This is a genomic window from Priestia sp. FW507-14D1A (assembly GCF_058781295.1).
The window spans coordinates 1,021,696-1,047,449 of sequence record NZ_JBYSWQ010000001.1 but is presented as its reverse complement, the minus strand read 5'-3'; the positions used below and the strand labels follow the sequence as shown (position 1 = coordinate 1,047,449).

General features: G+C 38.0%; 27 protein-coding genes. 25 read left to right on the top strand and 2 right to left on the bottom strand.

Annotated elements, in window-relative coordinates; all coding sequences use genetic code 11:
- Positions 1-2 precede the first annotated feature (2 nt).
- From AC3WJG_RS05825 to AC3WJG_RS05785, 9 genes are all read left to right on the top strand, one after another.
- Positions 3-1,520: a RecQ family ATP-dependent DNA helicase gene (locus tag AC3WJG_RS05825; protein ID WP_028410720.1), complete on the top strand. Its 1,518-nt coding sequence runs from the start codon at positions 3-5 to the stop codon at positions 1,518-1,520.
- Positions 1,520-2,125 carry a CPBP family intramembrane glutamic endopeptidase gene (locus AC3WJG_RS05820; protein WP_060747012.1) on the top strand — a complete coding sequence of 202 codons (606 nt, stop codon included), beginning with the start codon at positions 1,520-1,522 and terminating at the stop codon, positions 2,123-2,125. The genes AC3WJG_RS05825 and AC3WJG_RS05820 overlap by 1 nt, the downstream gene beginning before the upstream one ends.
- An 87-nt stretch (positions 2,126-2,212) precedes the next feature.
- Positions 2,213-2,668 (top strand): DUF2663 family protein, encoded by a 456-nt coding sequence (locus tag AC3WJG_RS05815; RefSeq protein WP_221840792.1) that lies wholly within the window; start codon positions 2,213-2,215, stop codon positions 2,666-2,668.
- 54 nt (positions 2,669-2,722) lie between these two features.
- Positions 2,723-3,097, top strand: a complete 375-nt coding sequence (locus AC3WJG_RS05810) for a hypothetical protein (protein WP_221840793.1) — start codon at positions 2,723-2,725, stop codon at positions 3,095-3,097.
- 20 nt (positions 3,098-3,117) lie between these two features.
- Positions 3,118-3,885: a metallophosphoesterase gene (locus tag AC3WJG_RS05805; protein WP_221840794.1), complete on the top strand. Its 768-nt coding sequence runs from the start codon at positions 3,118-3,120 to the stop codon at positions 3,883-3,885.
- 107 nt (positions 3,886-3,992) lie between these two features.
- Positions 3,993-4,904: a MerR family transcriptional regulator gene (locus tag AC3WJG_RS05800; RefSeq protein WP_060747016.1), complete on the top strand. Its 912-nt coding sequence runs from the start codon at positions 3,993-3,995 to the stop codon at positions 4,902-4,904.
- Between the two features lie 127 nt (positions 4,905-5,031).
- Positions 5,032-5,634 carry a genetic competence negative regulator gene (locus AC3WJG_RS05795; RefSeq protein ID WP_013084906.1) on the top strand — a complete coding sequence of 201 codons (603 nt, stop codon included), beginning with the start codon at positions 5,032-5,034 and terminating at the stop codon, positions 5,632-5,634.
- 357 nt (positions 5,635-5,991) lie between these two features.
- Positions 5,992-7,257: a Glu/Leu/Phe/Val family dehydrogenase gene (locus tag AC3WJG_RS05790; RefSeq protein ID WP_370506064.1), complete on the top strand. Its 1,266-nt coding sequence runs from the start codon at positions 5,992-5,994 to the stop codon at positions 7,255-7,257.
- Positions 7,258-7,380: 123 nt separating this feature from the next.
- Positions 7,381-8,352, top strand: coding sequence for a YpdA family putative bacillithiol disulfide reductase (locus AC3WJG_RS05785; RefSeq protein WP_028410725.1), 972 nt, complete (start codon positions 7,381-7,383; stop codon positions 8,350-8,352).
- 19 nt (positions 8,353-8,371) lie between these two features.
- Here AC3WJG_RS05785 and AC3WJG_RS05780 read toward each other — a convergent pair whose 3' ends face one another.
- Positions 8,372-9,343, bottom strand: a complete 972-nt coding sequence (locus AC3WJG_RS05780) for an asparaginase (protein WP_028410726.1) — start codon at positions 9,341-9,343, stop codon at positions 8,372-8,374.
- A gap of 198 nt (positions 9,344-9,541) precedes the next feature.
- On the opposite strand from AC3WJG_RS05780, the gene prsW reads away from it, so the two are divergent.
- The 10 genes from prsW to AC3WJG_RS05730 all read left to right on the top strand — a co-directional run bounded on the left by prsW (position 9,542) and on the right by AC3WJG_RS05730 (position 18,886).
- A complete protein-coding gene (prsW, locus tag AC3WJG_RS05775) occupies positions 9,542-10,192 on the top strand; it encodes a glutamic-type intramembrane protease PrsW (RefSeq protein WP_028410727.1) in 651 nt (216 codons plus the stop codon).
- Positions 10,193-10,338: 146 nt separating this feature from the next.
- Positions 10,339-11,271, top strand: coding sequence for a spore cortex-lytic enzyme (gene sleB, locus AC3WJG_RS05770; RefSeq protein WP_043976367.1), 933 nt, complete (start codon positions 10,339-10,341; stop codon positions 11,269-11,271).
- 17 nt (positions 11,272-11,288) lie between these two features.
- On the top strand, positions 11,289-12,638 hold the full coding sequence (gene ypeB, locus AC3WJG_RS05765) for a germination protein YpeB (protein ID WP_028410729.1): 1,350 nt from the start codon (positions 11,289-11,291) through the stop codon (positions 12,636-12,638).
- A 156-nt stretch (positions 12,639-12,794) separates the two neighbouring features.
- Positions 12,795-13,460, top strand: coding sequence for a flagellar brake protein (locus tag AC3WJG_RS05760; RefSeq protein ID WP_098333971.1), 666 nt, complete (start codon positions 12,795-12,797; stop codon positions 13,458-13,460).
- 69 nt (positions 13,461-13,529) lie between these two features.
- Positions 13,530-13,706 (top strand): YpfB family protein, encoded by a 177-nt coding sequence (locus tag AC3WJG_RS05755; protein ID WP_161968321.1) that lies wholly within the window; start codon positions 13,530-13,532, stop codon positions 13,704-13,706.
- Between the two features lie 163 nt (positions 13,707-13,869).
- On the top strand, positions 13,870-14,544 hold the full coding sequence (cmk, locus tag AC3WJG_RS05750) for a (d)CMP kinase (protein WP_013059029.1): 675 nt from the start codon (positions 13,870-13,872) through the stop codon (positions 14,542-14,544).
- The gene (locus tag AC3WJG_RS05745; RefSeq protein ID WP_034276893.1) at positions 14,541-15,128 is read left to right on the top strand and encodes a lysophospholipid acyltransferase family protein; all 588 of its coding nucleotides are present in this window, start codon (positions 14,541-14,543) and stop codon (positions 15,126-15,128) included. Before cmk ends, AC3WJG_RS05745 begins: the two co-directional genes overlap by 4 nt.
- 162 nt (positions 15,129-15,290) lie before the next feature.
- Positions 15,291-16,427 (top strand): 30S ribosomal protein S1, encoded by a 1,137-nt coding sequence (gene rpsA / locus AC3WJG_RS05740; RefSeq protein WP_029714590.1) that lies wholly within the window; start codon positions 15,291-15,293, stop codon positions 16,425-16,427.
- A 16-nt stretch (positions 16,428-16,443) separates the two neighbouring features.
- Positions 16,444-17,496: a type 2 isopentenyl-diphosphate Delta-isomerase gene (fni, locus tag AC3WJG_RS05735; protein ID WP_028410733.1), complete on the top strand. Its 1,053-nt coding sequence runs from the start codon at positions 16,444-16,446 to the stop codon at positions 17,494-17,496.
- A gap of 175 nt (positions 17,497-17,671) precedes the next feature.
- Positions 17,672-18,886: an MFS transporter gene (locus AC3WJG_RS05730; RefSeq protein WP_098249260.1), complete on the top strand. Its 1,215-nt coding sequence runs from the start codon at positions 17,672-17,674 to the stop codon at positions 18,884-18,886.
- Between the two features lie 30 nt (positions 18,887-18,916).
- On the opposite strand, the gene AC3WJG_RS05725 is transcribed toward AC3WJG_RS05730, so the two are convergent.
- The gene (locus AC3WJG_RS05725; RefSeq protein WP_016765475.1) at positions 18,917-19,054 is read right to left on the bottom strand and encodes a YpzI family protein; all 138 of its coding nucleotides are present in this window, start codon (positions 19,052-19,054) and stop codon (positions 18,917-18,919) included.
- 120 nt (positions 19,055-19,174) lie between these two features.
- Here AC3WJG_RS05725 and AC3WJG_RS05720 point away from each other — a divergent pair, with 120 nt between their 5' ends.
- The 6 genes from AC3WJG_RS05720 (at position 19,175) to spoIVA (ending at position 25,411) form a co-directional block, all read left to right on the top strand.
- A complete protein-coding gene (locus AC3WJG_RS05720; RefSeq protein WP_102812626.1) occupies positions 19,175-19,780 on the top strand; it encodes a YphA family membrane protein in 606 nt (201 codons plus the stop codon).
- Positions 19,781-20,077: 297 nt separating this feature from the next.
- A complete protein-coding gene (gene der / locus AC3WJG_RS05715) occupies positions 20,078-21,388 on the top strand; it encodes a ribosome biogenesis GTPase Der (RefSeq protein WP_014458340.1) in 1,311 nt (436 codons plus the stop codon).
- Positions 21,389-21,405: 17 nt separating this feature from the next.
- Positions 21,406-22,437: an NAD(P)H-dependent glycerol-3-phosphate dehydrogenase gene (locus AC3WJG_RS05710; protein ID WP_102812625.1), complete on the top strand. Its 1,032-nt coding sequence runs from the start codon at positions 21,406-21,408 to the stop codon at positions 22,435-22,437.
- 315 nt (positions 22,438-22,752) lie between these two features.
- Positions 22,753-22,956, top strand: coding sequence for a DUF2768 domain-containing protein (locus AC3WJG_RS05705; RefSeq protein WP_013059020.1), 204 nt, complete (start codon positions 22,753-22,755; stop codon positions 22,954-22,956).
- Between the two features lie 24 nt (positions 22,957-22,980).
- Positions 22,981-23,703: a YphF family lipoprotein gene (locus tag AC3WJG_RS05700; RefSeq protein ID WP_028410737.1), complete on the top strand. Its 723-nt coding sequence runs from the start codon at positions 22,981-22,983 to the stop codon at positions 23,701-23,703.
- 229 nt (positions 23,704-23,932) lie between these two features.
- The gene (spoIVA, locus tag AC3WJG_RS05695; RefSeq protein WP_013059017.1) at positions 23,933-25,411 is read left to right on the top strand and encodes a stage IV sporulation protein A; all 1,479 of its coding nucleotides are present in this window, start codon (positions 23,933-23,935) and stop codon (positions 25,409-25,411) included.
- Positions 25,412-25,754 lie beyond the last annotated feature (343 nt).

The window sequence follows — 25,754 nt, the reverse complement described above, 5'->3', positions numbered from 1 at the left end:
ATGTGAAGATAGAACAACTTCTACAGAAACAATTCGGCTATAGCCAATTTCGACTAGGACAAAAAGAGATTATTCAAGATATTTTAACAGGTCATAATGTGTTAGCGGTTCTTCCTACAGGAACAGGGAAATCATTGTGCTATCAGCTCCCAGCTTATTTGTTGAACCGACCGGTGCTGATTGTATCTCCTTTAATTTCACTGATGGAAGATCAAGTTCAACAACTAAAGGCAAGCGGAGAAAAGCGAGTTATTGCCTTAAATAGTTTCCTACAACAAGAAGAAAAACAACGAGCGCTAAAAAATTTAGCTTTTTATCGTTTTATTTATGCATCTCCTGAAATTTTGCAAAATGGTTTTGTAGTAGAAGCATTAAAGCAGGCAAAGGTAGGGCTTTTCGTTGTGGACGAGGCGCACTGTATTTCTCAGTGGGGACATGATTTTCGTTTAGATTATCTACAGCTAGGAGATATATGGAAGGAACTTGGCAGTCCGCTATGTCTGGCACTAACGGGAACTGCGACTAGGGAAGTAGTGGAAGATATTAAGCGCTACTTATCGCTTCCTGCTGTCAACGAGCACATCTATTCCATGAATCGAAGTAATATTGCGATGAAGGTTGATTTTGTTGCAAGTATTGAAGAAAAAAAAGAGAAGTTACTGATGTACGTTAGTGAACTGCAAGGTCCGGGAATTATCTATTGTTCCAGCCGATCTTGGACAGAAGCATTAACACAGCTTCTAAAGGAAAATGGGATACAGCGAGTGCAGTATTACCACGGAGGAATGGAACCGAATGAAAGAATGCTTGTTCAACAGCAATTTTTAGAAAATCAGCTTGATATCATTTGCTGCACAAGTGCATTTGGAATGGGGGTTAACAAATCGAATGTTCGGTTTGTTATTCATTTTCATACACCTACGCAGCTAGAAGCATATGTACAGGAAATTGGAAGAAGTGGACGCGATCAGCGAAACAGTATTGCGATCTTGCTTTATGCTGAAGGAGACGATGATTTTGCTCATTCTTTACTTGAAATTGAGCTTCCTTCTTCAGATAGCATCTTATACTGCTTGTCGTATTTACGAAACCATGATCAGGCCATTCCTTTAAAACAAGTAGAGTCTCACTTTCTTTATACAGTGGGTGTTCAAGAAACACATTGGCGATTTATTCGTTATTATTTGTACAGAGAAAATGTAGTGAAAAATGAACATGTTGAACCCTGGAAAATTCCTGAATCGCTGCATGAAACGATTGTTGCAGCTGTAAATAAACGTCTTCGAAACAAACATGACAAATATCGTGCGATGAAGGGGTTTATTGAGACAAAAGAATGCCGTCGTCACGTGCTGCTTGGCTATTTCGATGAAACGGGAAAATCAGAGCTTGAGAACTGTTGCGATTGCTGCGGCCTGGATTTAGAAAACTATAAAGAAACAAATGGTGAGCAGGAGCAATGGACATTTCAAGGCTGGGAATTAGAATTAGCTCGTTTGCTTCGTCAAGGAGAGATATAATGGCAAAATCACAGCAAGAGCTTATTTCATCCATGACAGATGCAGAGCTAGTTAAAAATTTATATGTAACACAGCTGCTCATCTGCTTCATTGCTTTAGGCATCGGTTTTTTCACATTCGATTCATGGAATTCCTTTTTGCAGTTTTTTCAGCTGGATTGGTCTTCTATTTTATTGTACGGGGGAGGAACAGCTCTCTTGGTAGTAGGAGGAGATATACTTCTAATGAAATGCGTACCTGAGCATTTATACGATGACGGAGGGATCAATGAACGTTTATTTGCTAATCGTTCTGTTCCTCATCTGATCCTTATTTGCCTAATCGTTGCATGTTCAGAAGAAATATTATTTCGAGGGGTTATACAAGTTCAGTTTGGCCTCTTTTGGGCGAGTATTGTATTTGCACTCGTTCACATTCGATATTTAAAAAAGTGGTTTCTTTTTATTTCGGTTGTGTTTTTAAGCTTTTTAATAGGGTTGCTTTTTTGGTGGACTGAAAATTTGTATGTCACGATTTTTGCTCATTTTCTCATTGATTTTTTATTGGGCCTGCAGATACGAAAATCAAAAGGGGAATCTGCACAGCCAGAAGAACTAATTCAGTAAAGTTAAGGAAACAGCCATTATTTTCAGTGCTATCCACATAATCTTTTATGTTCCCTCATATGTTGTACTAGCATACGAGGGGGTGGAATGATGGAAAACAAAGTGATAGACTTTGAAAGCGATGAAACACTTCAATATATATTAGCGAGCGTTATTAAAAGAAAAGAGACAGTCAATAAGCTGAAAGCTAAAGAGAAAAAATGGAAGCTTTTGTTTTTAGCCAGTGTAACGGTTGTTATTAGCTACTTTTTTTTCCTATTTCAAAGCGATTTTTTTACGACGTTTAGCGAATTTTTTTCATTTTTGTTAGGCAACATGGGACATTTGATGTTTCTATTGCTTACCGTCTCACTTTACTTTTATACTGTACAGCTGCAGAAAAAAAGCGAGAAAGCAGAAAAGACTTTCCAAGATTTGCGCTGTGAGATTATTAAAAGAAGCAAAGAGCTATGGGCGACGCCTGAAACATGGGAGCACCGAAAAGAAACGTTCCGCTGGATGCAGTCAACCTATGGAATTAATTTATATCATGAAAACAAATAGAATCGCATGAAAAAGCCTCTTTTTACATAGAAGTTTAGTGAAGGGGGTTTTTTTGTGAGGGATTGGTTTAACTTGCTGGCTGCGTGGTTATGCAGTTATTATATCAGCAGTGTAACGGCTGTAGGCTCAAAAGCTTCGTTAACCTATTTACTTATTCAAATGATTTTACATCCGTTAGATGTGTTTAGTGTTATAATCTTGTTTTTCACGGCTCTTTTTTGTCTGTCGACGGCAGTTCGTAAAGTGTTTCTGCAAAGTCGGTTGCTTCTAAAAGGCTATAAGGTAAAATGGCATGAATACCTTGTTTCATGTCTATGTGTGATAGGAATTTTATGGTTAAGTGCAATTGCGCTTTATCAAGTAGTAGGTTTGTTAACAATTGCGATAATTTATGCCCTTTCTTCTTTAAGAGAAACACATCGGGTATAAAATGAAAAGAAGGAGAATATATGGTTATTCTTTTAATGGTTTTAGCGTTAGGCATAGGCTTGCTGATTTTTATGTTTTCAGAAGCCCATCGTATACATGTGGAAGAAAGAACGATTCATTTATCAAGATTTCCTGAAAATCAGCAGCCTTTGCGCCTGTTTTTTATATCAGATATACATAAGCGAACAGTTTCGTCGAAGCTGTTGGAAAAAATACCGGGCGAAGTAGATTTTGTGATCATAGGCGGTGATTTACTAGAAGGAGGAGTCCCTTTATTGCGGGCTCGTCAAAATATTCAACAGCTTAAAACGCTAGGACCCGTCTATTTTGTGTGGGGAAATAATGATTACGAAGTAAGTCAAATGCAATTGAAGCAGATGCTTAGAGATGAAGGAGTTATTGCCCTTAAAAATGAGCATGTCTTTGCCGTTTCTAAAGATGGTACTACATGCCACTTTGCGGGGGTAGATGATTTATCAGAAGGTCAGATGAATCTAAAGAGAGCTGTTTCTTCCATTGAACCTGAGCAGCTTACCATTCTTCTAAGCCATAATCCTGATGTTATCTATTATGTAGATGAAGAATCAAAAGTAGATTTAATTTTGAGCGGGCATACACACGGGGGACAGATACGCTTATTTAATTTGGGTATGTATGAATTAGGAGGACTGAAAGAAAAAAGAAAGATTCCTCTTTTTGTCAGTAACGGATATGGTACAACCTCTTTGCCTCTCCGTTTACAAGCTAGAGCTCAAACGCATTATATCACTTTAAAAAGGAAAGAATAGCCTTGAACAAACTCTTTACATAGCATATACAAATTTTACACAAAGGATAACTTATCCTATAATTCAATTAATAGATACAGTTCACGAAGAGTAGTTGGAGGTTACGTATGGCTCACGAAGGGAAGTATAATATTAAAGCCATCTCAAATATGGTCGGAATCCAGCCGGGAACTTTGCGTGCATGGGAACGACGCTATCAAATTTTAAATCCTGTCCGCAATGAATCCGGGCATCGGTTATATACAGAAGAAGACTTGCGGAAATTAAAATGGCTCACGGAAAAAGTGAGCGGAGGTTTTACCATCAGTCAAGCGGTTTCGCTATTAGAAACGGAAAGCAGTACAGTAGGAACGTTTGAAGAAGAAGGAGAAGTAGATTCCCCTCAAAAAATTAGGGATGAGCTGTTAACGATGCTTTTATCTTTTGAAGAAGGAAAAGCACAGGATTTAATTAATCATGCTTTTAGCCTGTATTCGGTAGAAAAAGTGGTTATTGATATTTTGGGTTCTCTACTCGTGACGGTTGGAGACATGTGGGAAAAAGGGCAAATCACAAGTGCTCATGAGCATTATACGACTCAAGTATTAAAAACGCGTATCAGCATGATTTTTTATTCGCTGCCTTCAAATGGCTTATTGCCTAAAGCGATTGCTGTATGCGGACCTAATGAGACACATGAAGTGGGACTCCTAGTTTTTACGCTATTTTTACGCCGTAAAGGGTTTGAGGTTATTTATTTAGGAAGCAGCATTGAAGATAAAGATGTTGAGTTAATTGTTAAAGAAGTAGACCCAACGTTTTTATTTATGTCATGTACAATGATGGAAAATGCCGAGAAAACACTAAATTTGACGAACCAAATGATAAAGAAATTCCCGCATCTCAAAGTAGGATTAGGCGGTTATGTGTTTGATGGTTTAGATAGCAAAAGAAAAGGCGAGGCTCAGCCGTTTATTTTAGGAAATACAAAAGAAGAGTGGAACAGCTGGCTAACAAAAAAATTAGCAGAAATTGATTGAGAATAGCTTGTCTTTCCTATCATAAACCTGTAAACTCGTAAGTAAACATCACGAACCGTTTTCCAAAAAATACATATACTGCATTATCGAACCATGTGGTTATGAGTGCAAGCGGGGAGGGACGCTAATGAGGCTTGAACGACTAAACTATAATAAGCTAAAAGTTTTTTTGACCTACGATGATTTAAAAGAAAGAGGGTTAACAAAAGAAGATCTATGGACAGATACATTCAAAGTAAAACAGCTTTTTCGTGAGATGATAGAGCAAGCTTCTCAAGAACTGAACTTTGAACCTACAAATTCTCTTTCTGTAGAAGTTTTTTCACTTCAAGCACAGGGAATGGTTGTATTTGTGACAAAGCAGTATGAAGAAGAAACCAGCTACGGTGAGTTCGATGAAGACGAGTTCGAAGACTTCATTGAAATGCAGGTCATGCTAGATGAAAGCGAAGACATGTTTTTTGAGTTTGATTCATTTGAAGATGTCATTCAGCTGACCAAACGCATGTCAAACTTTTACGATACGGATAGCGTGCTCTATTCATTTGAAAAACGTTTTTACGTGCTGTTGGATTATCACATGCTGTCACCGGCTGAAGTTGGGAATATGATTGCGGTTTTGGCGGAGTATGGAAATCCCTCTACAATTACAAAGCACCGCGTAAATGAATATGGAAAAATGTTAGTAGAAAAGAGAGCTTTGGAGTATATTAATTCTGTCTTTTCTTAACTGTTTAATTGAAATAATTACACCCGTGAAGGATAAAGCACTTTTATTAAAATAAGAGTGGCTGCACTTTCAGCTTGTACAAAGTTGTTGAAAGTGTTCTTTATCACCGGGTGTTTTTTATTTTTTTAAAACGATTAAAGCATACTAGAAAAGAGGCAGACTTAAAACATTGTAGCATACCTTGCAAAGTTATTGGAAGCGTTTTCTTAGAAGAACACAAAAAATACTAAAAGTTCGATATTTTCCTTTGCAATGTAAAACTAAGGGTGTATACTATGTCATGAAAGAAGCACCATTCAATTAAAAACGAATAATTTTCGATACATTTTAGGAGGTTTACAGATGGTAGCCGACAAGATGCAAGACAGTAAAAATAGTCAAGAAGAGAAGCATGATGTTTTAAAATCTACACAAACAGTGATACATAAAGCGTTAGAAAAACTAGGCTATCCTGATGAAGTGTATGAACTATTAAAAGAGCCATTACGAATGATGACAGTAAAAATTCCTGTTCGTATGGATGACGGATCAGTTAAGATTTTTACAGGTCACCGAGCGCAGCATAACGATGCAGTTGGTCCTACGAAAGGCGGAATTCGTTTTCACCCAAACGTAACTGAAAAAGAAGTAAAAGCTCTATCTATATGGATGAGTTTAAAATGTGGAATCGTTGACCTTCCTTACGGTGGAGGAAAAGGTGGAATTGTTTGTGATCCTCGAAATATGTCTTTTGGAGAATTAGAGCGTTTAAGCCGCGGATATGTTCGTGCGATTAGCCAAATTGTTGGACCAACAAAGGATATTCCAGCGCCGGATGTGTTTACAAATTCACAAATTATGGCTTGGATGATGGATGAATACAGCCGGATTGATGAATTTAACTCACCGGGCTTTATTACTGGAAAGCCCCTTGTCTTAGGTGGTTCACACGGCCGTGAAACAGCGACTGCAAAAGGAGTAACTATTTGTATTCGTGAAGCAGCGAAAAAACGAGGCATTGAATTACAAGGTGCACGGGTAGTAGTACAAGGGTTTGGAAATGCAGGAAGCTTTTTAGCTAAGTTTATGCACGACGCTGGCGCTAAAATTGTAGGGATATCCGATGCGTACGGAGCGCTGCATGATCCTAACGGTTTAGACATTGATTATTTATTAGATCGACGCGATAGCTTTGGTACAGTAACGAAATTATTCAATAATACAATCAGCAATAAAGAGCTGCTTGAACTTGACTGTGACATCCTAGTTCCAGCTGCGATTGAAAATCAAATTACAGAAGAAAATGCCCATAACATTCAAGCGAGTATTGTAGTAGAAGCAGCAAATGGACCAACAACTCTTGAAGCAACGCGCATCTTGTCAGAGAGAGGAATTTTATTAGTTCCAGACGTTTTGGCCAGTGCCGGCGGTGTAACAGTCTCTTATTTTGAATGGGTGCAAAATAACCAAGGTTATTATTGGACGGAAGAAGAAGTAGAAGAAAAGCTTGAAAAAGTAATGGTTAAATCATTTAATAACATCTACGAAACCTCTACAACTCGAAAAGTCGACATGCGTCTAGCTGCTTATATGATAGGCGTAAGAAAAATGGCAGAAGGCTCTCGTTTCAGAGGCTGGATTTAAAAACAGAACAGCAGAACAATTGCGTAAATAGAAAAAATCTCCTATCATTAATGAGGAGATTTTTTTGTTTTACACTGCGTTAAAATAAAAAAAGGTGCGTTTACAACTGAAGGAGTGACAGGCATGAAGAAAGAAAAAGTAATTATTGTTGGGGGAGGACCATGCGGCCTTTCAGCGGCTATTGAGCTTCAACATACAGGTATTGATGCCCTTGTAATTGAAAAAGGAAATATCGTGAATGCCATTTATAACTATCCGACCCACCAAACGTTTTTTAGTTCGAGTGAAAAACTAGAAATTGGGGATGTCCCTTTTATTACGGAAAATCGTAAGCCTGTGCGCAACCAAGCTCTTGCTTACTACCGAGAAGTGGTGAAGCGCAGGCAAATTCGAATTCAGCCGTTTGAACGTGTCTTGCAAGTAGACAAACAAGCGGAAAACCAATTTATTGTCACAACATCTAAAGAGACGTATGAAGCGGAGAATGTCATTATAGCTACGGGCTATTACGATCATCCTAATTATATGAATGTTCCTGGTGAAGAGTTATCAAAGGTATTTCATTATTTCAAAGAAGCGCATCCGTACTTTGATAAAGATGTAGTCGTTATAGGCGGAAAAAACTCTAGCGTCGATGCAGCTCTGGAATTGGTGAAGTGTGATGCAAGGGTGACGGTTATTTATCGTGGCTCAGATTACTCCCCTAGCGTAAAACCTTGGATATTGCCTGAATTTGAGGCACTGGTTCGAAATGGAACAATTGGGATGCATTTTAATGCTCATGTAACGAAAATAACGGATGAAACGGTAACATATGAGCAGGAAGGGAAAGAATCTACGATTCGTAACGACTTCGTTTTTGCGATGACTGGCTATCATCCTGATCATTCGTTCTTAACAAAAATGGGTGTGGAATTAGATGCTGAAACAGGCCGCCCTTCTTTCAACGAAGAGACAATGGAAACAAACGTGGAAGGAATTTATATCGCTGGTGTGATTGCTGCAGGAAACAATGCTAATGAGATTTTTATCGAAAATGGACGTTTTCATGGAAAATCCATTGCTTCTCATATTATCAACAAAAACAACGCATAGGCTTCTATGCGTTGTTTTACTAATGATTAAATAGCTGCTGCAGCTCATCATGATTCGTTGTTACTTGGAGAGCAACTAACAGTTTAATGCGTGCTTTAGGACCATTTAAGCCATTTGAAAAAATAACGCCCATCTCTTTCAACTGCTTGCCGCCGCCTTCATATCCATATACATCTTGAGCAATTCCATTAAAACAGCGAGAAACGAGCACGATGGGTATCTTTCGCTTCAAAAGCAATTGAATGCCTGGAATTGTGAGAGGAGGTAGATTTCCTTGACCGAGGGCTTCAATTACAAGTCCATCAACATTCATTGAAGCCACTGCTTGAAACAAGTGGTCGTCCATACCTGCATAAGCTTTTAATAAGGTGATTTGTTTATCTATTTGATTAACAGGATAAAATTCATGTTCTGTAGGCATGTGGTGAAAAGATACGCCGCGTTTTGTAATTAATCCTATTGGTCCATACTGAGGACTTTGAAATGTCGCCACGTTGCTTGTGTGGGTCTTGGTCACATTTTCAGCGGTATGAATTTCATCGTTCATCACAACTAAGACACCTTTTCCTTTTGCACCGTCACTAATAGCCACCCGAACCGCAGATATAAAATTATAAGGACCGTCTGAACCAATTTCATTGCTTGATCTCATGGCTCCAGTTAAGACAATTGGAATATCTGTATGCACTGTTAAATCTAAAAAATAAGCGGTTTCTTCCAGGGTGTCCGTACCGTGAGTTAACACGACTGCATCAATTTTGCCTTCATTAATTTTATCGCGTATTTTCTTTGAAAGTATAAGCATTTCCTTAGGAGTAATGTGAGGAGAAGGCAGATGAAATGCTTCTTCTACGATTACATTGGCCATACCTGAAACAGATGATGTTGAGCGGTGAAGCGGGTTTTGAATATCTGGTGTTACCGATCCAGTTGCCATGTCTTCTTTCATAGAGATTGTGCCGCCGGTGTGAAGAATATAAACAGTTTTCATAGAGAGCTCCTTTCAATTTTTCATATAAGTATGATACATTTTTTGGTATACTTGTTTAAGGTCTTTGTTAGGCTTTGTAAATCGACAGCAAGTTATGTGAGCATTTACATATAAAGATAAGGACATTATAGACGGAGATTTTCATCCTAAAGATAACATGTTACTATTAAAAAAAATAGAGGAGATGAGGCGCTATTTATGTTGGCGATTGTATCTGCAGGCATTGCGCCAGGATTGGCATTGTTAAGTTTTTTTTATTTGAAAGATGAATATGAAACTGAGCCTATTTCAATGGTATTAAAAACATTTATTTTTGGAGCAATGCTTGTTTTGCCAATTATGTTTATTCAATATGTATTTGGTGAAGAACACGTTTTTCAATCACCTTTTCTTCAAGCATTTTTTACGACAAGCTTTTTAGAAGAATTTTTCAAATGGTTCATTTTATATTTCACGATTTATCAGCATGTGGAATTTGATGAGCATTATGATGGAATTGTTTACGGAGCAGCTGTTTCATTAGGTTTTGCTACCGTTGAAAATATTTTATATTTATTTGCAAATGGTTTAGAATCAGCGCTAGGAAGAGCCTTTTTACCTGTATCTAGTCATGCTTTATTCGGCGTCATTATGGGGTATTATTTAGGGAAAGCAAAGTTTTCTGAAGGAAAGGAAAAAACGAAGTGGACGCTGTACTCCGTATTTGTGCCGCTCATTTTACATGGAACATATGATTATATTTTAAAAACAATGGATCATTGGGTATTTATTATTATTCCATTTATGATTTATTTATGGTGGCTGGCATTAAGAAAAGTAAAAAAGGCCAAACAGCCATCGATTGTCTAGGCTCAGCTTGTAAATCTTTTTTGAGAGATTTATGAGCTGAGTTTTTTTCATTTCGGTAAATTTTGCGCATCTTGTATAAAAAAACAACCTTTACAAAAAATACTCCTATCATCTTATCAGTTACATACGATGTAGGAGGTTTTGTCATGTTATCATTTCGATGTTTTAAAAAGTATGCATGTCTCATATGCATATGTTCATTTATTGCAGCGTCCGTGGTGAGTCCAAAGGCCGCTCACGCGTTTTCAAATCAAGTCATTCAACACGGAGCAGTTGGAGATGACGTTATTGAGCTGCAGTCGAGACTTCAGTATTTAGGTTATTATAACGGGAAAATTGACGGTGTATTTGGATGGAGCACATACTGGGCACTGCGCAATTTTCAATATGAATTTGGCATTAAAAAGATTGACGGTTTAGCAGGCTGGCAAACAAAGATTAAATTAGCCAACGCAACAAAATATCACGAAAACTATGTGAAAAATCAAATTAGAAAAGGGAATAAGTTTACGCACTATGGCGGTCAGCCTCTTGATCAACAGTCTAAAGGAAGCGGTAGCAGTGGGAAAAGCAGGGGGAACAATGGTCAGCAAAAAGCACAAAGCGGATCTTCTCAAGCAAAAAAACCTGCCAGTCAGCCGCAGCGTAATACGTCTAAAGGAAATTCTGAACAACAGAAAGAAAAAGCACAAAAGCCAACAGCGGTGAATGTACCAAGCGGCTTTTCACAAAATGATATTCAGCTCATGGCAAATGCCGTGCATGGTGAAGCACGGGGTGAACCATATAATGGCCAAGTAGCCGTAGCGGCCGTTATTTTGAACCGAGTTAACAGTCCGTCATTTCCAAATACAGTCGCTGGAGTTATTTTTGAACCGCGTGCATTTACTGCCGTAGCAGATGGACAAATCTGGCTTGAACCCAATCCAACATCTAAAAAAGCGGTTATGGATGCGATTAACGGATGGGATCCTACTGGGAATGCGATTTATTACTTTAATCCGGATACAGCAACAAGCGCATGGATTTGGTCACGTCCTCAAATTAAGCAAATCGGGAAACACATTTTCTGTCGATAAAGAGAGGTGAAGGAAACATGATTCGCACAATTTTAATTGTATTATTAGCTATTGGTGTTGTAGGTGTAGGTTATTGGGGGTACAGCGAACATCAAGAAAAAGATGCTGTGCTGCTTCAAGCCGAGAATACGTATCAACGAGCATTTCATGATTTGTCATATCAGCTAGATTTATTAAATGATAAAATCGGTGGCACGCTCGCCATGAGTTCGAGAGATCAGCTTTCGCCCGCGCTTGCAGAAGTATGGCGTTTAACTTCTGAAGCTCATAACAATGTAGGACAGCTGCCTTTATCGCTTTTACCGTTCAATAAAACAGAAGAGTTTCTTTCAGATGTTGGTGACTTTACGTATAAAGTGGCGGTAAGGGATTTAAGCAAATCCCCCTTAACAGATAAAGAGTATAAAACGTTAAATTCGCTTTATGATCAGTCAGGCGAAATTCAAAATGAAATGCGCCAAGTACAGCATCTAGTCATTGATAATAACTTGCGCTGGATGGATGTTGAGCTAGCCTTAGCGACAAAAGAAAAGCAAGGGGACAATACGATTATTGACGGATTAAAAACCGTTGAAAAAAGTATGGATTCTTTTGCCGAAACAGATTTAGGCGTTATGAATGCAACGAATGAGCAGGAAAAAAACGCTTTTCACCAATTAAAAGGTAGAGAAGTTAGTGAAGATGTTGCAAAACAAGTGGCGCGTTCGTTTTTGAATTTAAAAGGAAATGAACAAATTCATATTGTAAAGAGCGGAAAAGACGCTGATTATGAGGCGTACAGCTTAACCATTACAGATCCAAAGACTAAACAAGAGACGTATATGGATATTACACAAAAAGGCGGATATCCGCTTTGGGTGCTCGAAGATCGAGATATTAAAAAACAAAATATTAGTTTAAACGATGCTATGAACAAAGCGAATAAGTTTTTAAAAGATCATCGTTTTGAAAGCCTAGTGATGGCTGAAAGTGCTCAATACGATAACATGGGAGTCTTTACATTCGTAGAGCAAACGGAAAGCGGAGTTCGGATTTATCCGGATTCAGTTAAAATGAAAATGTCTTTAGAAGATGGATCTGTGATTGGTTTCTCAGCTAAAGACTTCTTATTAAAACATCGTACGAGAGATATTCCAAAACCTAAAATTTCGAAAGAACAGGCAAAAACCAAGCTGAACTCGAACGTAAAAGTGATGGAAGACCGCTTGGCAATTATTACGAATGATTTAAACGAAGAAGTGCTATGCTATGAGTTTTTAGGGACAATAAAAAATGACACGTATCGAATCTTTATCAATGCCGATACGGGTTTTGAAGAAAAAGTCGAAAAACTGCAAAACTCAGAACCTTTATATAATGAAGTGTAAAGTTGATAAAAACCGGTGTCTATAGACACCGGTTTTTTGTGTTTTTTAATATTTTATTGAGTCTAAATAACTAATTTTTATTTACAAAATAAACATATTTGACTATGTTTGAATAAAGGGAAAAAGTGTATATAGTGGAACTGAAGGAGAGAGAAGATGATAAAAGCGGGAATGAGGTTGACGTTAGAGAGCGGGCACAGAGAGTCTACATTACAAAAAACATATCGATGTAAGGTAGTTGAGTTTACGGAAGAAGTGATTTATATTAGCTATCCGTTAAATGAAGAAACGCAGCGAAGTGCTTTTTTACTAAAAGGTACAAAATTGTTTGCCACGTTTATTGGATACGATCAAAATGTATATACCTTTCCAACTGAAGTAACAGGGCGTGAAATAAAAGGCATGCCTGTTGTGAAGCTCTTTTACCCGGGCGATAAAAAGATAAAATCGATCCAAAGAAGAAATTTTTTCCGTGTGCCGCTTACAGTGAAGGCGGTGGTAGAAAGTGAACAAGAACAGCAGAACGTAATGGAAATCATGACTAAAAACATCAGTGCAGGTGGAATAGCCGGCTCCTTCCATCACTCGCTGCTTTTTAATGAGAAAGATTCGGTTGTTGTACGATTAAGTCTTCCTAATCGTGAGGGAGCTTTGATGCATCTTGAATTAAAAGGGGAAGTTGTACGAATTACCGCCCCGACTTCTTGTAAAGTAGGTCAGCTATCTATTAAATTTATGGGTATGGAAAAACAAACGAAAGAAATGATGATTCGTTATACCTTAAAGCGTCAGCTCGACCTAAGAAGAAAAGGACTTCTTTAGCGTATAAAAAAAACTTCTCTTTCCTAAACTGTAAGCAAAGGTATTACTTCTTACAAAAGGAGAAAAAAGGTGAATCGAGTAGAACGAATTTTAATTAAATTAGTGGTTATTCAATTTGTATTTTTAATAATTGCTCAATGTATTTTACTATCTAGCAGTCACAGTACATATTTCTCAAAGGTTATTCAGTATGAGGGAGTGAGCAAAAATAATTTTAATAAAATTATTGAAACATTCGACCAGTAGTCGGACGTATGGTAGAATAACTAGGAAAGAAACATGCAGTGAACACCAGGCAGGAGAAGACCCCCCTGCTCTTTTTTTCGTTTATAAACGTTTCATATAAAATGGCTCATTGTATAAAAGATGAAAGTGGTTTGTTCCTGTTTTGAAATTAAGGGAGGCACTTATGGAAAAACAAATTTCAATCGCAATTGACGGTCCTGCAGCTGCTGGGAAAAGTACAGTGGCAAAGATTATAGCAGAAACCTTATCATATATTTATGTTGATACAGGAGCGATGTATCGTGCTCTAACGTATCAAGCGCAGAAAAACCAGGTAGATTTACAAAATGAAGAAGAGCTATTGCATTTACTTAACGAAACAGTAATCGATTTAAAGCCGTCTGAATCTGGACAGGTAGTCATCTTAAATGGACAGAATGTTACAAGTGAAATTCGTTCCGCAGAAGTAACTAACTCTGTATCCATCGTAGCGAAACATCGTGCAGTTCGTGAAGAGATGGTAGCGAGACAGCAGGGCCTTGCTAAAGATGGAGGCGTTGTAATGGATGGACGTGATATCGGTACACACGTGCTTCCTCACGCAGAAGTTAAAATCTTTTTATTAGCGTCTGTGGATGAAAGAGCACAGCGACGCCATGACGAAAACATAAAAAAAGGTTTTGAATCAAATTTAGAACGTTTAAAAGAAGAAATTGCCCGCAGAGACAAGCTCGATTCTGAGCGCGAAGTAGCACCTCTTAAAAAAGCTGAAGATGCAATTGAAATCGATACAACTTCCCTATCGATTGAAGGAGTTGTAGAAAAAATACTTTCTATTACAAAAGAAAGGATTGGATGATTTTGAGCTTTTATATGTTTGCACGTGCCATTGTAAAAGGCATTTTAACACCAGTTTATCGTTATGAAGTAATCGGTGCAGAAAATATCCCTTCAGAAGGCGGAGTTTTGCTTTGTTCAAATCATATTGACAACTTAGATCCGCCTACTGTAGGTGTGACATGTCCAAGGCCTATTTCGTTTATGGCAAAAGCAGAGCTGTTTAAAGCACCTTTTCTGAAGACGGTTCTGCCAAAGTTAGAAACATTCCCCGTAAAGCGCGGGATGGCAGATCGTGAAGCTTTGCGCCAAGGGTTAAAGATTTTAAAAGAAGGAAAAGTGCTTGGATTATTTCCAGAAGGAACAAGAAGTAAAGATGGAAAATTAGGAAAAGGAATGGCTGGAGTAGGCTTTTTTGCTTTGCGTTCAAAAGCAGCTGTTGTTCCTTGTGCTGTTATTGGTCCATATAAGCGTTTTGCAAGGTTAAAAGTAGTGTATGGACCGCCAATTCAGATGGATGAACTTCGTGAACGAAAGGCATCAGCCGAGGAAGTAACCGAAGTTATTATGAAAAGCATTGGTGAATTAATTGAAAAATATCAATAGTTTGTAACCTTATGACTTGACAAAAGATTCTATTTATTAGAAGTTAGTAACAAAGAGAGTTTTTTCTATACAGAGCTATATACAATAATGATGAGCTAAAAGAGTGAAGAACTCTTACAAGGGAATACATATTGTAGATGGATATTGGAGGAGGAAAAGACGATGACAGAAGATATGAATCAAGTAGAGGTAACGTCATTAGAAGTAGGGGAAACAGTAAAAGGTACTATTACAAAAGTAGAAGAAAAGCAAGTGTATGTAGATGTACCTAACAGCAAACTAGACGGTATTATTCCAATTAGTGAATTAGCGAGCTTACATATTGAAAAAGCAGGCGATGTAATCCAAGAAGGTGCCGAAGTCGAAGCGAAAGTAATTAAAGTGGAAGACGATTTGCTTGTGCTATCTAAACGGGCTGTAGATGCTGAAAAAGCATGGGATGGTTTAGAAGCAAAACTTTCTTCAGGTGAAGTGTTTGAAGCGGTAGTCAAGGAAATTGTCAAAGGCGGATTAGTAGTAGATATTGGTGTAAGAGGGTTCATTCCAGCTTCTCTTGTTGAAACTCATTTCGTTGATGATTTTGCAGAGTATCAAGATCAAACTCTTACAGTCAAAGTAGTGGAATTAGATAAAGAAAAAAATCGCGTGATCCTTTCGCATCGTGCAGTTGTAGAAGAAGAGCTTGTACAACAAAAAGAAAATGTTCTTGAGTCATTAAAAGAAGGTCAGGTTTTAGAAGGAACCGTTCAGCGCTTAACAGACTTTGGTGCGTTTGTAGATGTAGGCGGAGTAGATGGGCTAGTGCATATCTCTCAGCTTTCACATACGCGTGTAGAAAAGCCTTCAGACGTAGTAGCTGAGGGAGATACTGTGAAAGTCAAAGTATTATCTGTTGACAAATCAACGGGTCGTGTTTCATTATCTATTAAAGATACGTTAGAAGGTCCATGGTCCAACATTTCTACGAAGCTTCGCCAAGGTGATGTAGTAGATGGAACCGTTAAAAGACTTGTATCTTTTGGAGCTTTTGTGGAAGTTCTACCTGGAGTAGAAGGACTTGTACACATTTCTCAAATTTCACATAAGCATATCGGGACACCGCATGAAGTGCTTTCTGAAGGCGAAAAAGTGACGGTAAAAGTACTTGATGTGAATGAACAAGAACGACGCGTTTCGTTAAGCATTCGTGACCTTGAGGAAGAAGAGCAAGAAGATTACGGTGACTATGAATTACAAGAAGAGTCAAAAGGCTTCCAATTAGGTGATATGATTGGAGATCAATTAAAAAAATTAAGATAAGTAATGGTGATGATTTGTGAGCAGAGCAAAACGTAAAATTGATCACATTCATCATGCGATTCAAACGGGACAGCATCGGCTGCATGGGCTAGATGATATTCGCTTCGTTCATAATAGCTTACCAAATACAGGCGTGCACGATGTTCATATTGATACAAAAATTGGCGAACTTTTGTTAAGTTCGCCAATTTTTATAAATGCTATGACGGGCGGAGGCGGACAAGAAACGGAACGGATTAACCGTTCGTTTGCTCAAATTGCTCATCATGGTCAATTAGCAATGGCCGTTGGATCGCAGATGGCTGCGATTAAAGATGAAAAGGAAGAACAATCATACAGAGTAGTGCGTCAAGAAAACCCTAACGGAATTATTTTTGCCAACCTAGGCAGTGAAGCTACAGTTGAACAAGCTAAAAAAGCGGTTGATATGCTTGAAGCAAATGGACTTCAAATTCATTTAAATGTTATACAAGAACTGGTCATGCCAGAGGGAGATCGTGATTTTACCGATGCATTACGTCGTATTGAACGCATTGTCCGAGAAGTAACCGTTCCTGTAATTGTCAAAGAAGTAGGTTTTGGGATGAGCGCTCAAGCAGTGCAAAAACTTAAAGATGTTGGTGTTGAAATCGTTGATATTGGTGGGTACGGTGGTACCAATTTTTCGAAAATCGAAAATGAAAGACGAGCAAAACATTTTCACTTCTTTAATGATTGGGGAATTTCCACAGCAGCTTCTTTAGCGGAAGTATCTCAGCACGTAGAGGGTATGTCCATTATTGGTTCAGGAGGTATTCAAACTTCTATGGATATTGCTAAGTCTATTGCGTTAGGAGCTTCTGCAACGGGAATGGCAGGATATTTTTTATCCATTTTAATGAAGTCAGGTTTAGAAGCAGTTGTAGAAGAGATAGCGGAGCTCCATGAGGAGTTAACGTTTATCATGGCTGCGCTAGGAGCAACTTCTATTGCTAAACTTCAGCAAATGCCTCTAGTTATTACAGGGGATACCCATAGCTGGCTGACTCAGCGAAATGTATCTATAGAAACATTTAATAACAGATCATAAAAAAGCATGCAGTTAACTGCATGCTTTTTTATTTCTTTAGAAGATAAATGATCGCGTTTTTATTTTAAAAAACAAAAAAGGTTGGCAGAAGAAGTGACAAAAAGCATGAAATCCCAAACGTTAGCCTCTTATAATAGGTTAAATAAACAGAAAAATCAGAAAAAGAGGTGGCATAATGAAAAAGGGACATCCTATATTTACAATTTTTCTTTTCTTTTTAGGCTGGGTTTTCATGTATGCAGATCGTAATATTTTATCTCCAGTTATGGGAGATATCGGTGCGCAGTGGGACCTTAATAAAGCTGAACTTGGGCTAATGTCTACGGTATTTTTTGCAGCGTATGCAGCTATGCAAATTCCAACGGGTTTTTTGGCAGATCGATTTGGTCGCGTTAAGATCTTAGTAGCTGGATACATCTTGTTTGGAGTTGCCACATTTTTTACAGGACTTACAACTACTTTCGGTATGTTCTTACTCATGCGGGCGCTGACAGGACTTGGAGAAGGAACGTATTATGGTTCACAATACGGAATTTCTTCAAGCATCACGTCTGAACGATACCGAGGTCTAGTGTCGGCGCTCATCAATAGTGGAATGGCTTTTGGTATATCGCTTGGTTTTATCGGTTCTACATACATTACATATACGTTAGAAAAAGACTGGCAGTTTACTTTTTACTTATTTGCTATTCCGACTATAGTAATAGCTGTTTTAATAGCTTTCTTTGTAAAAGATAAGCAAAGGGATCAAGAAAAAAATTCGCCAAATAAAGAAACAAAGCAGTCGCTAAAAGTATTATTTACAAAAAATCATATTTTCGTATACATTTTAATCTTCTGCTCTCTTTACGGATTTTTTGGGATGCTGACGTGGCTTCCTTATTATTTGCAGCACTCGCGCGGCTTAGAAGGGTCTCAAACAGGCATCATAGCATCTTTAGTACCGTGGGCGTCTATTCCAGGAGCAATCTTCTTTGGATATATATCTGATCGAATTGCAAATAAAAAAGCATTAATTGTGAGTTTGTCAGTAGCGGGCGCTTTATGTCAATTTTTTATTCCCTATACAGAGAGCTATTCTTGGCTATTAACCGGCTTAATTGTGTACGGTCTGATAGGGAAATTAGCATTAGATCCGATTTTGATTTCGTATATGGCAGATATTACTCCATCGTCCATGTACTCTAAAGTGTACGGTTTTTTCAACTTCAGCGGCATGCTGTCATCGATCTTTGCACCTTACATTACCGGATATTTTGCAGATAAACTTGGAAGTATGGAATTTGGATTTTATTTGTCAGGAGCACTATTGTTAGTGGGAGGAGTTCTCTTTTTGTTTACAGGAAAGAAAGAACGTTCCTATCCTGTTTCACATCCAGTTTTAAAATAAAAAATGCGCTGACTTAGTCAGCGCATTTTTTTATTTATGATCATTTAACTCGCGCGCTTCTTCAGGACTTTGCAAGCTGGTGGCTCCCGGATAGTGAAGTCCTTGATCACGGTCAGATTCAACTCGTTTTGATTCCTTTAATTTTTTCTCTTGACGATCTTTTCCCATTTTATATTCCCTCCTTTTTTCTGATAGGTTGTCCAAAATAAGGGGTTCTATTCTAAAACTCCGATTAAGTTTGCCAAAATTGATACATACTGATGACAGGTAGAGGAGGTGCCATATTCAGTGGACGGAATTTTCTTTTATTGGCTTTCGTGGATGGGATGGATTGTTGCGACTTTTCTTATGCCCAAAACACCTAGGCGTTGGAAGGTAGCAGCCATTATATTAATCAGTATACTCCTAAGCGGAATGAACATGCATACGGCTCAGTTTTCATGTAGCTACACCGCTTTGTTTTTAGTGGGGGTAGCGTGTATTTATGCTTCAGGCTACAGCAGGTTTCAGCAGTTATATTATGTTATTGTATGCGGCATTATAATAATTGCCTATGCTGGTTTTTGTTTACTTGAGCTCTATGATCCTGTGTGGATTTTTATTGATCGTAAGTGGATTTTGACTGGACTTATCTTATATATTTGCTTTATGGTGATTAAAGATGCTGAAAAAAGATTCGCAGCGATCATTTTAGGTGTAGTTGGAGGAGATTTTTTATACGCAGTTGTCATTCGAGATATTGCATCTTATGAAGTAGGGTCTCTTCGGATGCTCGACGTTTTAGCAACAGCAGTAGGAGCTATGTTTATTTGGGAGATGCTGGTTTATTTCTCTGCTTATTTAGATTTGTACGTGCTGAAGTCTCACAGGCAAAAGCAAAGTACTTACAAATAGAAGAAGAGATTTCGTAAAATTATATTGTTGTTACCGGCGATTTTTGATAAAATTGTTTGATTGAAAGAGTAATGCTTATTCAGCGGATAGGCAGTTAATCAGCTTGGTGTAAAATAGAGCTGATAAAAAGCCTGCTTTATCGCTTATGATCGATTAGTAGAGGTCATGCCACGCTGCATGGCCTCAATTTTTGAAAAACGAATGATCTTATTTATTTGTACATGTAGATAAATACCTTTAGTCGATTAAAGACTGGTTGCCTATACATAAAAAAGATCAAGGAAAGGGAAGAATCGTATGCCAAAACCAATTATTGCGATTGTTGGTCGTCCCAACGTAGGAAAATCAACAATTTTCAACCGAATTGTAGGAGAGCGAGTATCTATTGTAGAAGATATTCCGGGTGTAACTCGTGATCGTATCTATAGTTCAGGTGAGTGGCTGAATTTGGACTTTAACATTATTGATACTGGCGGTATTGATATTGGAGATGAGCCATTTTTAGAACAGATCAAACAGCAGGCAGAAATTGCAATTGATGAAGCGGACGTAATCATTTTTCTAGTGAATGGACGCGATGGAATTACTGCAGCTGATGAAGAAGTGGCGAAAATTTTATATAAATCCAAAAAGCCCGTTGTCCTAGCTGTTAATAAAGTAGATAATCCTGAAATGAGAGAATTAATCTATGATTTCTACGCACTAGGATATGGAGAACCGTTCCCAATCTCAGGAACGCATGGTTTAGGTTTAGGTGACCTGCTAGACGAGGCAGCTAAGCACTTTCCAAAAGAAAAAGACGAAGATTACGGAGAAGAAGTCATTAAATTTTCATTGATTGGTCGTCCTAACGTAGGAAAATCTTCATTAGTTAATGCTCTTCTAGGTGAAGACCGTGTTATTGTCAGTGATCTTGCCGGCACGACACGCGATGCCATTGATACAAAGTTTACAAAAGAAGATCAAGAATATGTTGTTATTGATACAGCTGGAATGAGAAAACGTGGAAAAGTGTACGAGAGTACTGAAAAATACAGCGTACTGCGCGCATTAAAGGCAATTGAACGCTCAGATGTTGTCTTAATTGTATTAAATGCTGAAGAAGGTATTATTGAACAAGATAAGAAAATTGCTGGTTATGCACAAGAAGCTGGAAAAGCTGTTGTCATCGTTGTGAACAAATGGGATACAGTAGAAAAAGATGAGAAAACAATGAAAAAATTTGAAGAAAATATACGTGAGCATTTTCAGTTCTTAACATATGCTCCAATTGTATTCCTTTCAGCTAAAACGAAAAAACGTACGCATACGCTATTGCCAATGATTGATCTTGCAAGCGAAAGCCATGCGGTGCGTGTAGAAACAAGCATCTTAAACGATGTGATTATGGATGCAGTAGCAATGAACCCTACGCCTACTCACAACGGCAACCGCTTAAAAATCTATTACACAACTCAAGTAGCGATCAAGCCGCCAACTTTTGTTGTGTTTGTAAATGATCCTGAGCTAATGCATTTTTCATATAAGCGTTTCTTAGAAAATAAGCTTCGTGAAGCTTTTGGATTCGAAGGAACTCCAATTAAAATTATTGCAAGACCAAGAAAATAACAGAGGATGTGATCGGCGTGGAAAGAATAGCTGTACTAGGAGCAGGAAGCTGGGGAACTGCATTAGCTTTCGTATTGGCGGAAAATGGACACGATGTTCGCATTTGGGGACATAGACAACAAGTCATTGATCAAATCAACGAGATGCATCAGAATGAAAAATATTTGCCTGGTGTAGAGCTTCCTCATCAGATTAAAGGTTTTACGTCATTAGAAAAGGCAATAGAAGGTGTTGAAACCCTTATTTTAGCTGTTCCAACGAAGGCCATTCGTGAAGTGTTGCAACAGCTAAAATCCCTTACCGATGAACTATTTACAATTGTTCACGTAAGTAAAGGGATTGAACCGGATTCTCTTTTACGTATATCTCAAATGATTCAACAAGAAATTGATACAAAAGACATCGTTGTCTTATCAGGTCCGAGTCATGCTGAAGAAGTAAGTAGAAGGCAGCCGACAACCGTGACGTCAGCTTCAGCAAATATACAAGCAGCAGAAAAAGTGCAGGATTTATTTAATAATCAGCAGTACTTCCGTGTTTATACAAATCCTGATGTGATTGGTGTGGAAATTGGGGGAGCGTTAAAAAATATTATTGCTCTTGCTGCTGGTATCACGGATGGACTTGGATATGGTGACAATGCGAAGGCCGCTCTTATGACTCGTGGCTTAGCTGAAATCGCTCGTTTAGGTACTGTGCTTGGTGCCAATCCTCTGACGTTCTCAGGTTTAACCGGGATTGGAGACTTGATTGTAACGTGTACAAGCGTTCATTCTCGAAATTGGCGCGCTGGTAATCTTCTTGGAAAAGGCAAAAATTTAGACGAAGTATTAGAAAATATGGGAATGGTTGTAGAAGGTGTACGCACGACGAAAGCAGCTTACCAGCTATCTCAAAAATATGACGTAAAAATGCCGATTGCTGATGCTTTATATAATGTACTGTTTAATGATGTGAAGGCAAAAGATGCAGTAGACGCCCTTATGTCTCGTACTAAAACACATGAAATGGAAGATTTAGCGAATGTTTTAGGAGAAAAATTAAATTAAGTGCAAAGAAATATGAAAAAATAGGCAATTGGTGATACCCAAAATCATTTACTTGCATAAAATAACGTGTAAATAAAGATGAGTAGAACTGTTAGTATGGGAATATTTAGTTATGATCGAAGCGAAGAGCCCCCTTCGCTTCGATTTTTTTTATGTAAAAAAGCAGGAATTTGTTAATTTAATAGGAAAGTAATTACTATAGAGCTTGAATTACTGGAAGGTAAATAAATAGTGAATTTAGAAAGTTCTATCAATATCCATCTTAACTATAAGTCCTTATGTTATAATAACGGTGAAAAAAGGAGTGGATGCAATTTGTCACCAGGTTTGTTAAAGATGTGGATTTCATTGGGTTCCATTGTATTTATGTTTATTTCGGTATTTTCTATTTACTTTAGTCGTTATAAAATTACGAACCGCATTGGTAAAATTGTACTCGCTTTCATTGCCTATTCGCTTATGATTGTAGCGGGTCTTATTATGGTAATTGTCGTATTCAGCGGGCCGACAGATGCTTAATGTACATATGGTAGGGTGAGGGAAATGAAAAAATTCATGCTAACGTCTATTGTTGGGTTAACCATTTTTGTATTATCCGGTTGTTTGTACCCGGCGGAAAGAATGTCTCAAAATCAAGTTCCTTATAAAGATCAAGTTGCTTCCGTGCAAACGGCGGTTGATCAATTTAAACAAGAAAGCGGAGGCTTATTGCCAATAAAAACGAAAGATATGGACACGCCGATTTATCAAAAATATCCAATTGACTTTACGAAAATTGTTCCTAGATACATGCAAGACGCACCTGGGAATTCGTATGAAAGCGGAGGGATATTTGCGTACGTACTTGTGGATGCAGAAACAAACCCCACGGTTAAATTATTAGACTTACGGATGGCGGATACGATTCAAGATGTTAACGTACATTTGAATATATACCGTCAAAATCATAAAGGGTACGTACCGTTTAAAGACGTCATCGCTCCCGGCGTATTCTCTATTAATTATAAAAAATTAAATATGAAAGAGCCTCCTGTCGTTACTAGCCCATATACAGGGAATAGTCTTTCTTTAATTGTTAATGGACAGGGAGATGTATTTGTAGATTATCGTCCTGATTTGTATGATGCCATTCAAAAGCATAAAAGCTCCTACAAACCTGGTGAAGATATACGAAAGCTCCTTGTGGAAAACAGTGATTTTGTACCTGCTTACTCTCTTCCTTATACAGTCAACGATAAGAATGAACCAATATTTTTTAAAAAATAAGTCATGAACCCCTTCTCCTTGAATAATATTCAGAGAGAAGGGGTTTTCTCTTTCTTGTACACCAATAATGATAATCAGAATGACTAAGTCAGCATGTGCATGAAAAAAATCATAAATTTTTCTATCAAAAGTCATATTTTAATAGGACAACGTCATAACTATATAGTGTCCTAATTTACTCTCGCAATGGATGTCATATTCCATGAACTCATAGATCGGAGGGGATCTTTTGGAAAAGGTGGATGTATTTAAAGATATCGCTGAACGTACAGGAGGCGATATATATTTAGGTGTGGTGGGAGCAGTTCGAACAGGAAAATCTACATTTATTAAAAAATTTATGGAGCTGGTGGTCCTGCCTCACATCGAGAACGAGGCAGAAAGAGCTCGCACACAAGATGAACTACCACAAAGTGCAGCTGGAAAAACGATTATGACAACTGAGCCGAAATTCGTACCGAATCAAGCAGTTAATGTTTTGGTAGATGACGGGCTAGAAGTTAACATACGGTTAGTAGATTGTGTAGGATATACGGTGCCTGGGGCTAAAGGGTACGAAGATGAAAACGGACCTCGAATGATCAATACACCTTGGTATGAAGAACCAATTCCATTTCACGAAGCGGCTGAAATTGGAACGAGAAAGGTAATTCAAGAACACTCAACGATTGGTGTCGTCATTACAACTGATGGTTCAATTGGAGATATACCTCGTCAAGATTACGTCGAAGCAGAAGAGCGCGTCATTAATGAGCTAAAAGAAGTAGGTAAACCATTTATCATGGTTATTAATACCGTACAGCCATATCATCCTGATACAGAAAAGCTTCGTGCAAAACTTAATGAAAAATATGATATTCCAGTATTAGCGATGAGTGTGGAAAGCATGCGCGATACTGATGTGATGAACGTATTAAGAGAAGCACTCTATGAGTTCCCTGTATTAGAAGTTAACGTTAATCTACCAAGCTGGGTAATGGTTTTAAAAGATAAACATTGGCTGCGTGAAAGCTATCAAGAAGCCGTTAAAGAAACGGTAAAAGATATTAAGAGGCTGAGAGACGTTGAACGGGTAGTAGAGCAATTTAGTCAGTTTGAGTTCATCGATCAGGCTCGATTAGCCGGAATTGAGATGGGGCAGGGAATTGCCGAAATTGACTTATACGCTCCAGATGACTTATACGACCAGATTTTGAAAGAAATCGTGGGAGTAGAAATTCGCGGAAGAGATCATTTGCTGCAGTTAATGCAAGACTTTGTTCATGCAAAAACCGAGTATGATCAAGTCTCTGATGCCCTTCGTATGGTTAAACAAACGGGTTATGGTGTAGCTGCACCTTCGCTTTCGGATATGAGCCTTGATGAACCTGAAATTATTCGCCAAGGATCGCGTTTTGGAGTTCGTTTAAAAGCAGTGGCACCTTCTATACACATGATTAAAGTGGATGTAGAATCAGAATTTGCGCCGATTATCGGAACGGAGAAGCAAAGCGAAGAATTAGTTCGTTATTTGATGCAAGACTTTGAAGATGATCCGCTTTCAATTTGGAATTCAGATATATTTGGCCGCTCTCTAAGTTCAATCGTAAGAGAAGGGATTCAAGGAAAGCTGTCGCTGATGCCTGAAAATGCGCGATATAAGTTAAAAGAAACGCTAGAACGGATTATTAACGAAGGATCCGGAGGTTTAATCGCGATTATTCTATAAGCATGTAACGTTAGGCTCCTCATAAAGGAGCCTCTTCTTTTTGGATAGATCATACAAAACTTTACATATATTGTGATAGATCGCGTGGTTATCCTATTCCTGCGTTATTTTCTGCTTGCTATGCCTTGTTCAATATGTTAATCTTTTAACAGAAATCGATCGATCATACTGTTTTCACTACATACATACGGCAGATGAATGAAAAACATTGAATTATTTAGTTCAATCGTTTATGATTAGGCTTGTCGATACATAGGTTATGTATAATATCCATTTGTTTTGTTAAAGAATGAGATATAACGAATTACTAGATTCCTTTTCTAACAAGGTTTTTAGTTATTAT

Bases quoted from the DNA above. Each gene is read 5' to 3' on its own strand.
- AC3WJG_RS05700 (WP_028410737.1), top strand. From the start codon at position 22,981: ATGAAAAAATTCATGCTAACGTCTATTGTTGGGTTAACCATTTTTGTA.
- AC3WJG_RS05790 (WP_370506064.1), top strand. From the start codon at position 5,992: ATGCAAGACAGTAAAAATAGTCAAGAAGAGAAGCATGATGTTTTAAAA.
- ypeB (WP_028410729.1), top strand. From the start codon at position 11,289: ATGATTCGCACAATTTTAATTGTATTATTAGCTATTGGTGTTGTAGGT.
- AC3WJG_RS05785 (WP_028410725.1), top strand. From the start codon at position 7,381: ATGAAGAAAGAAAAAGTAATTATTGTTGGGGGAGGACCATGCGGCCTT.
- prsW (WP_028410727.1), top strand. From the start codon at position 9,542: ATGTTGGCGATTGTATCTGCAGGCATTGCGCCAGGATTGGCATTGTTA.
- sleB (WP_043976367.1), top strand. From the start codon at position 10,339: ATGTTATCATTTCGATGTTTTAAAAAGTATGCATGTCTCATATGCATA.
- AC3WJG_RS05815 (WP_221840792.1), top strand. From the start codon at position 2,213: ATGATGGAAAACAAAGTGATAGACTTTGAAAGCGATGAAACACTTCAA.
- cmk (WP_013059029.1), top strand. From the start codon at position 13,870: ATGGAAAAACAAATTTCAATCGCAATTGACGGTCCTGCAGCTGCTGGG.
- AC3WJG_RS05725 (WP_016765475.1), bottom strand. From the start codon at position 19,054: ATGGGAAAAGATCGTCAAGAGAAAAAATTAAAGGAATCAAAACGAGTT.
- rpsA (WP_029714590.1), top strand. From the start codon at position 15,291: ATGACAGAAGATATGAATCAAGTAGAGGTAACGTCATTAGAAGTAGGG.
- AC3WJG_RS05760 (WP_098333971.1), top strand. From the start codon at position 12,795: ATGATAAAAGCGGGAATGAGGTTGACGTTAGAGAGCGGGCACAGAGAG.
- AC3WJG_RS05780 (WP_028410726.1), bottom strand. From the start codon at position 9,343: ATGAAAACTGTTTATATTCTTCACACCGGCGGCACAATCTCTATGAAA.
- der (WP_014458340.1), top strand. From the start codon at position 20,078: ATGCCAAAACCAATTATTGCGATTGTTGGTCGTCCCAACGTAGGAAAA.
- AC3WJG_RS05805 (WP_221840794.1), top strand. From the start codon at position 3,118: ATGGTTATTCTTTTAATGGTTTTAGCGTTAGGCATAGGCTTGCTGATT.
- AC3WJG_RS05800 (WP_060747016.1), top strand. From the start codon at position 3,993: ATGGCTCACGAAGGGAAGTATAATATTAAAGCCATCTCAAATATGGTC.
- AC3WJG_RS05820 (WP_060747012.1), top strand. From the start codon at position 1,520: ATGGCAAAATCACAGCAAGAGCTTATTTCATCCATGACAGATGCAGAG.
- AC3WJG_RS05745 (WP_034276893.1), top strand. From the start codon at position 14,541: ATGATTTTGAGCTTTTATATGTTTGCACGTGCCATTGTAAAAGGCATT.
- AC3WJG_RS05795 (WP_013084906.1), top strand. From the start codon at position 5,032: ATGAGGCTTGAACGACTAAACTATAATAAGCTAAAAGTTTTTTTGACC.
- AC3WJG_RS05730 (WP_098249260.1), top strand. From the start codon at position 17,672: ATGAAAAAGGGACATCCTATATTTACAATTTTTCTTTTCTTTTTAGGC.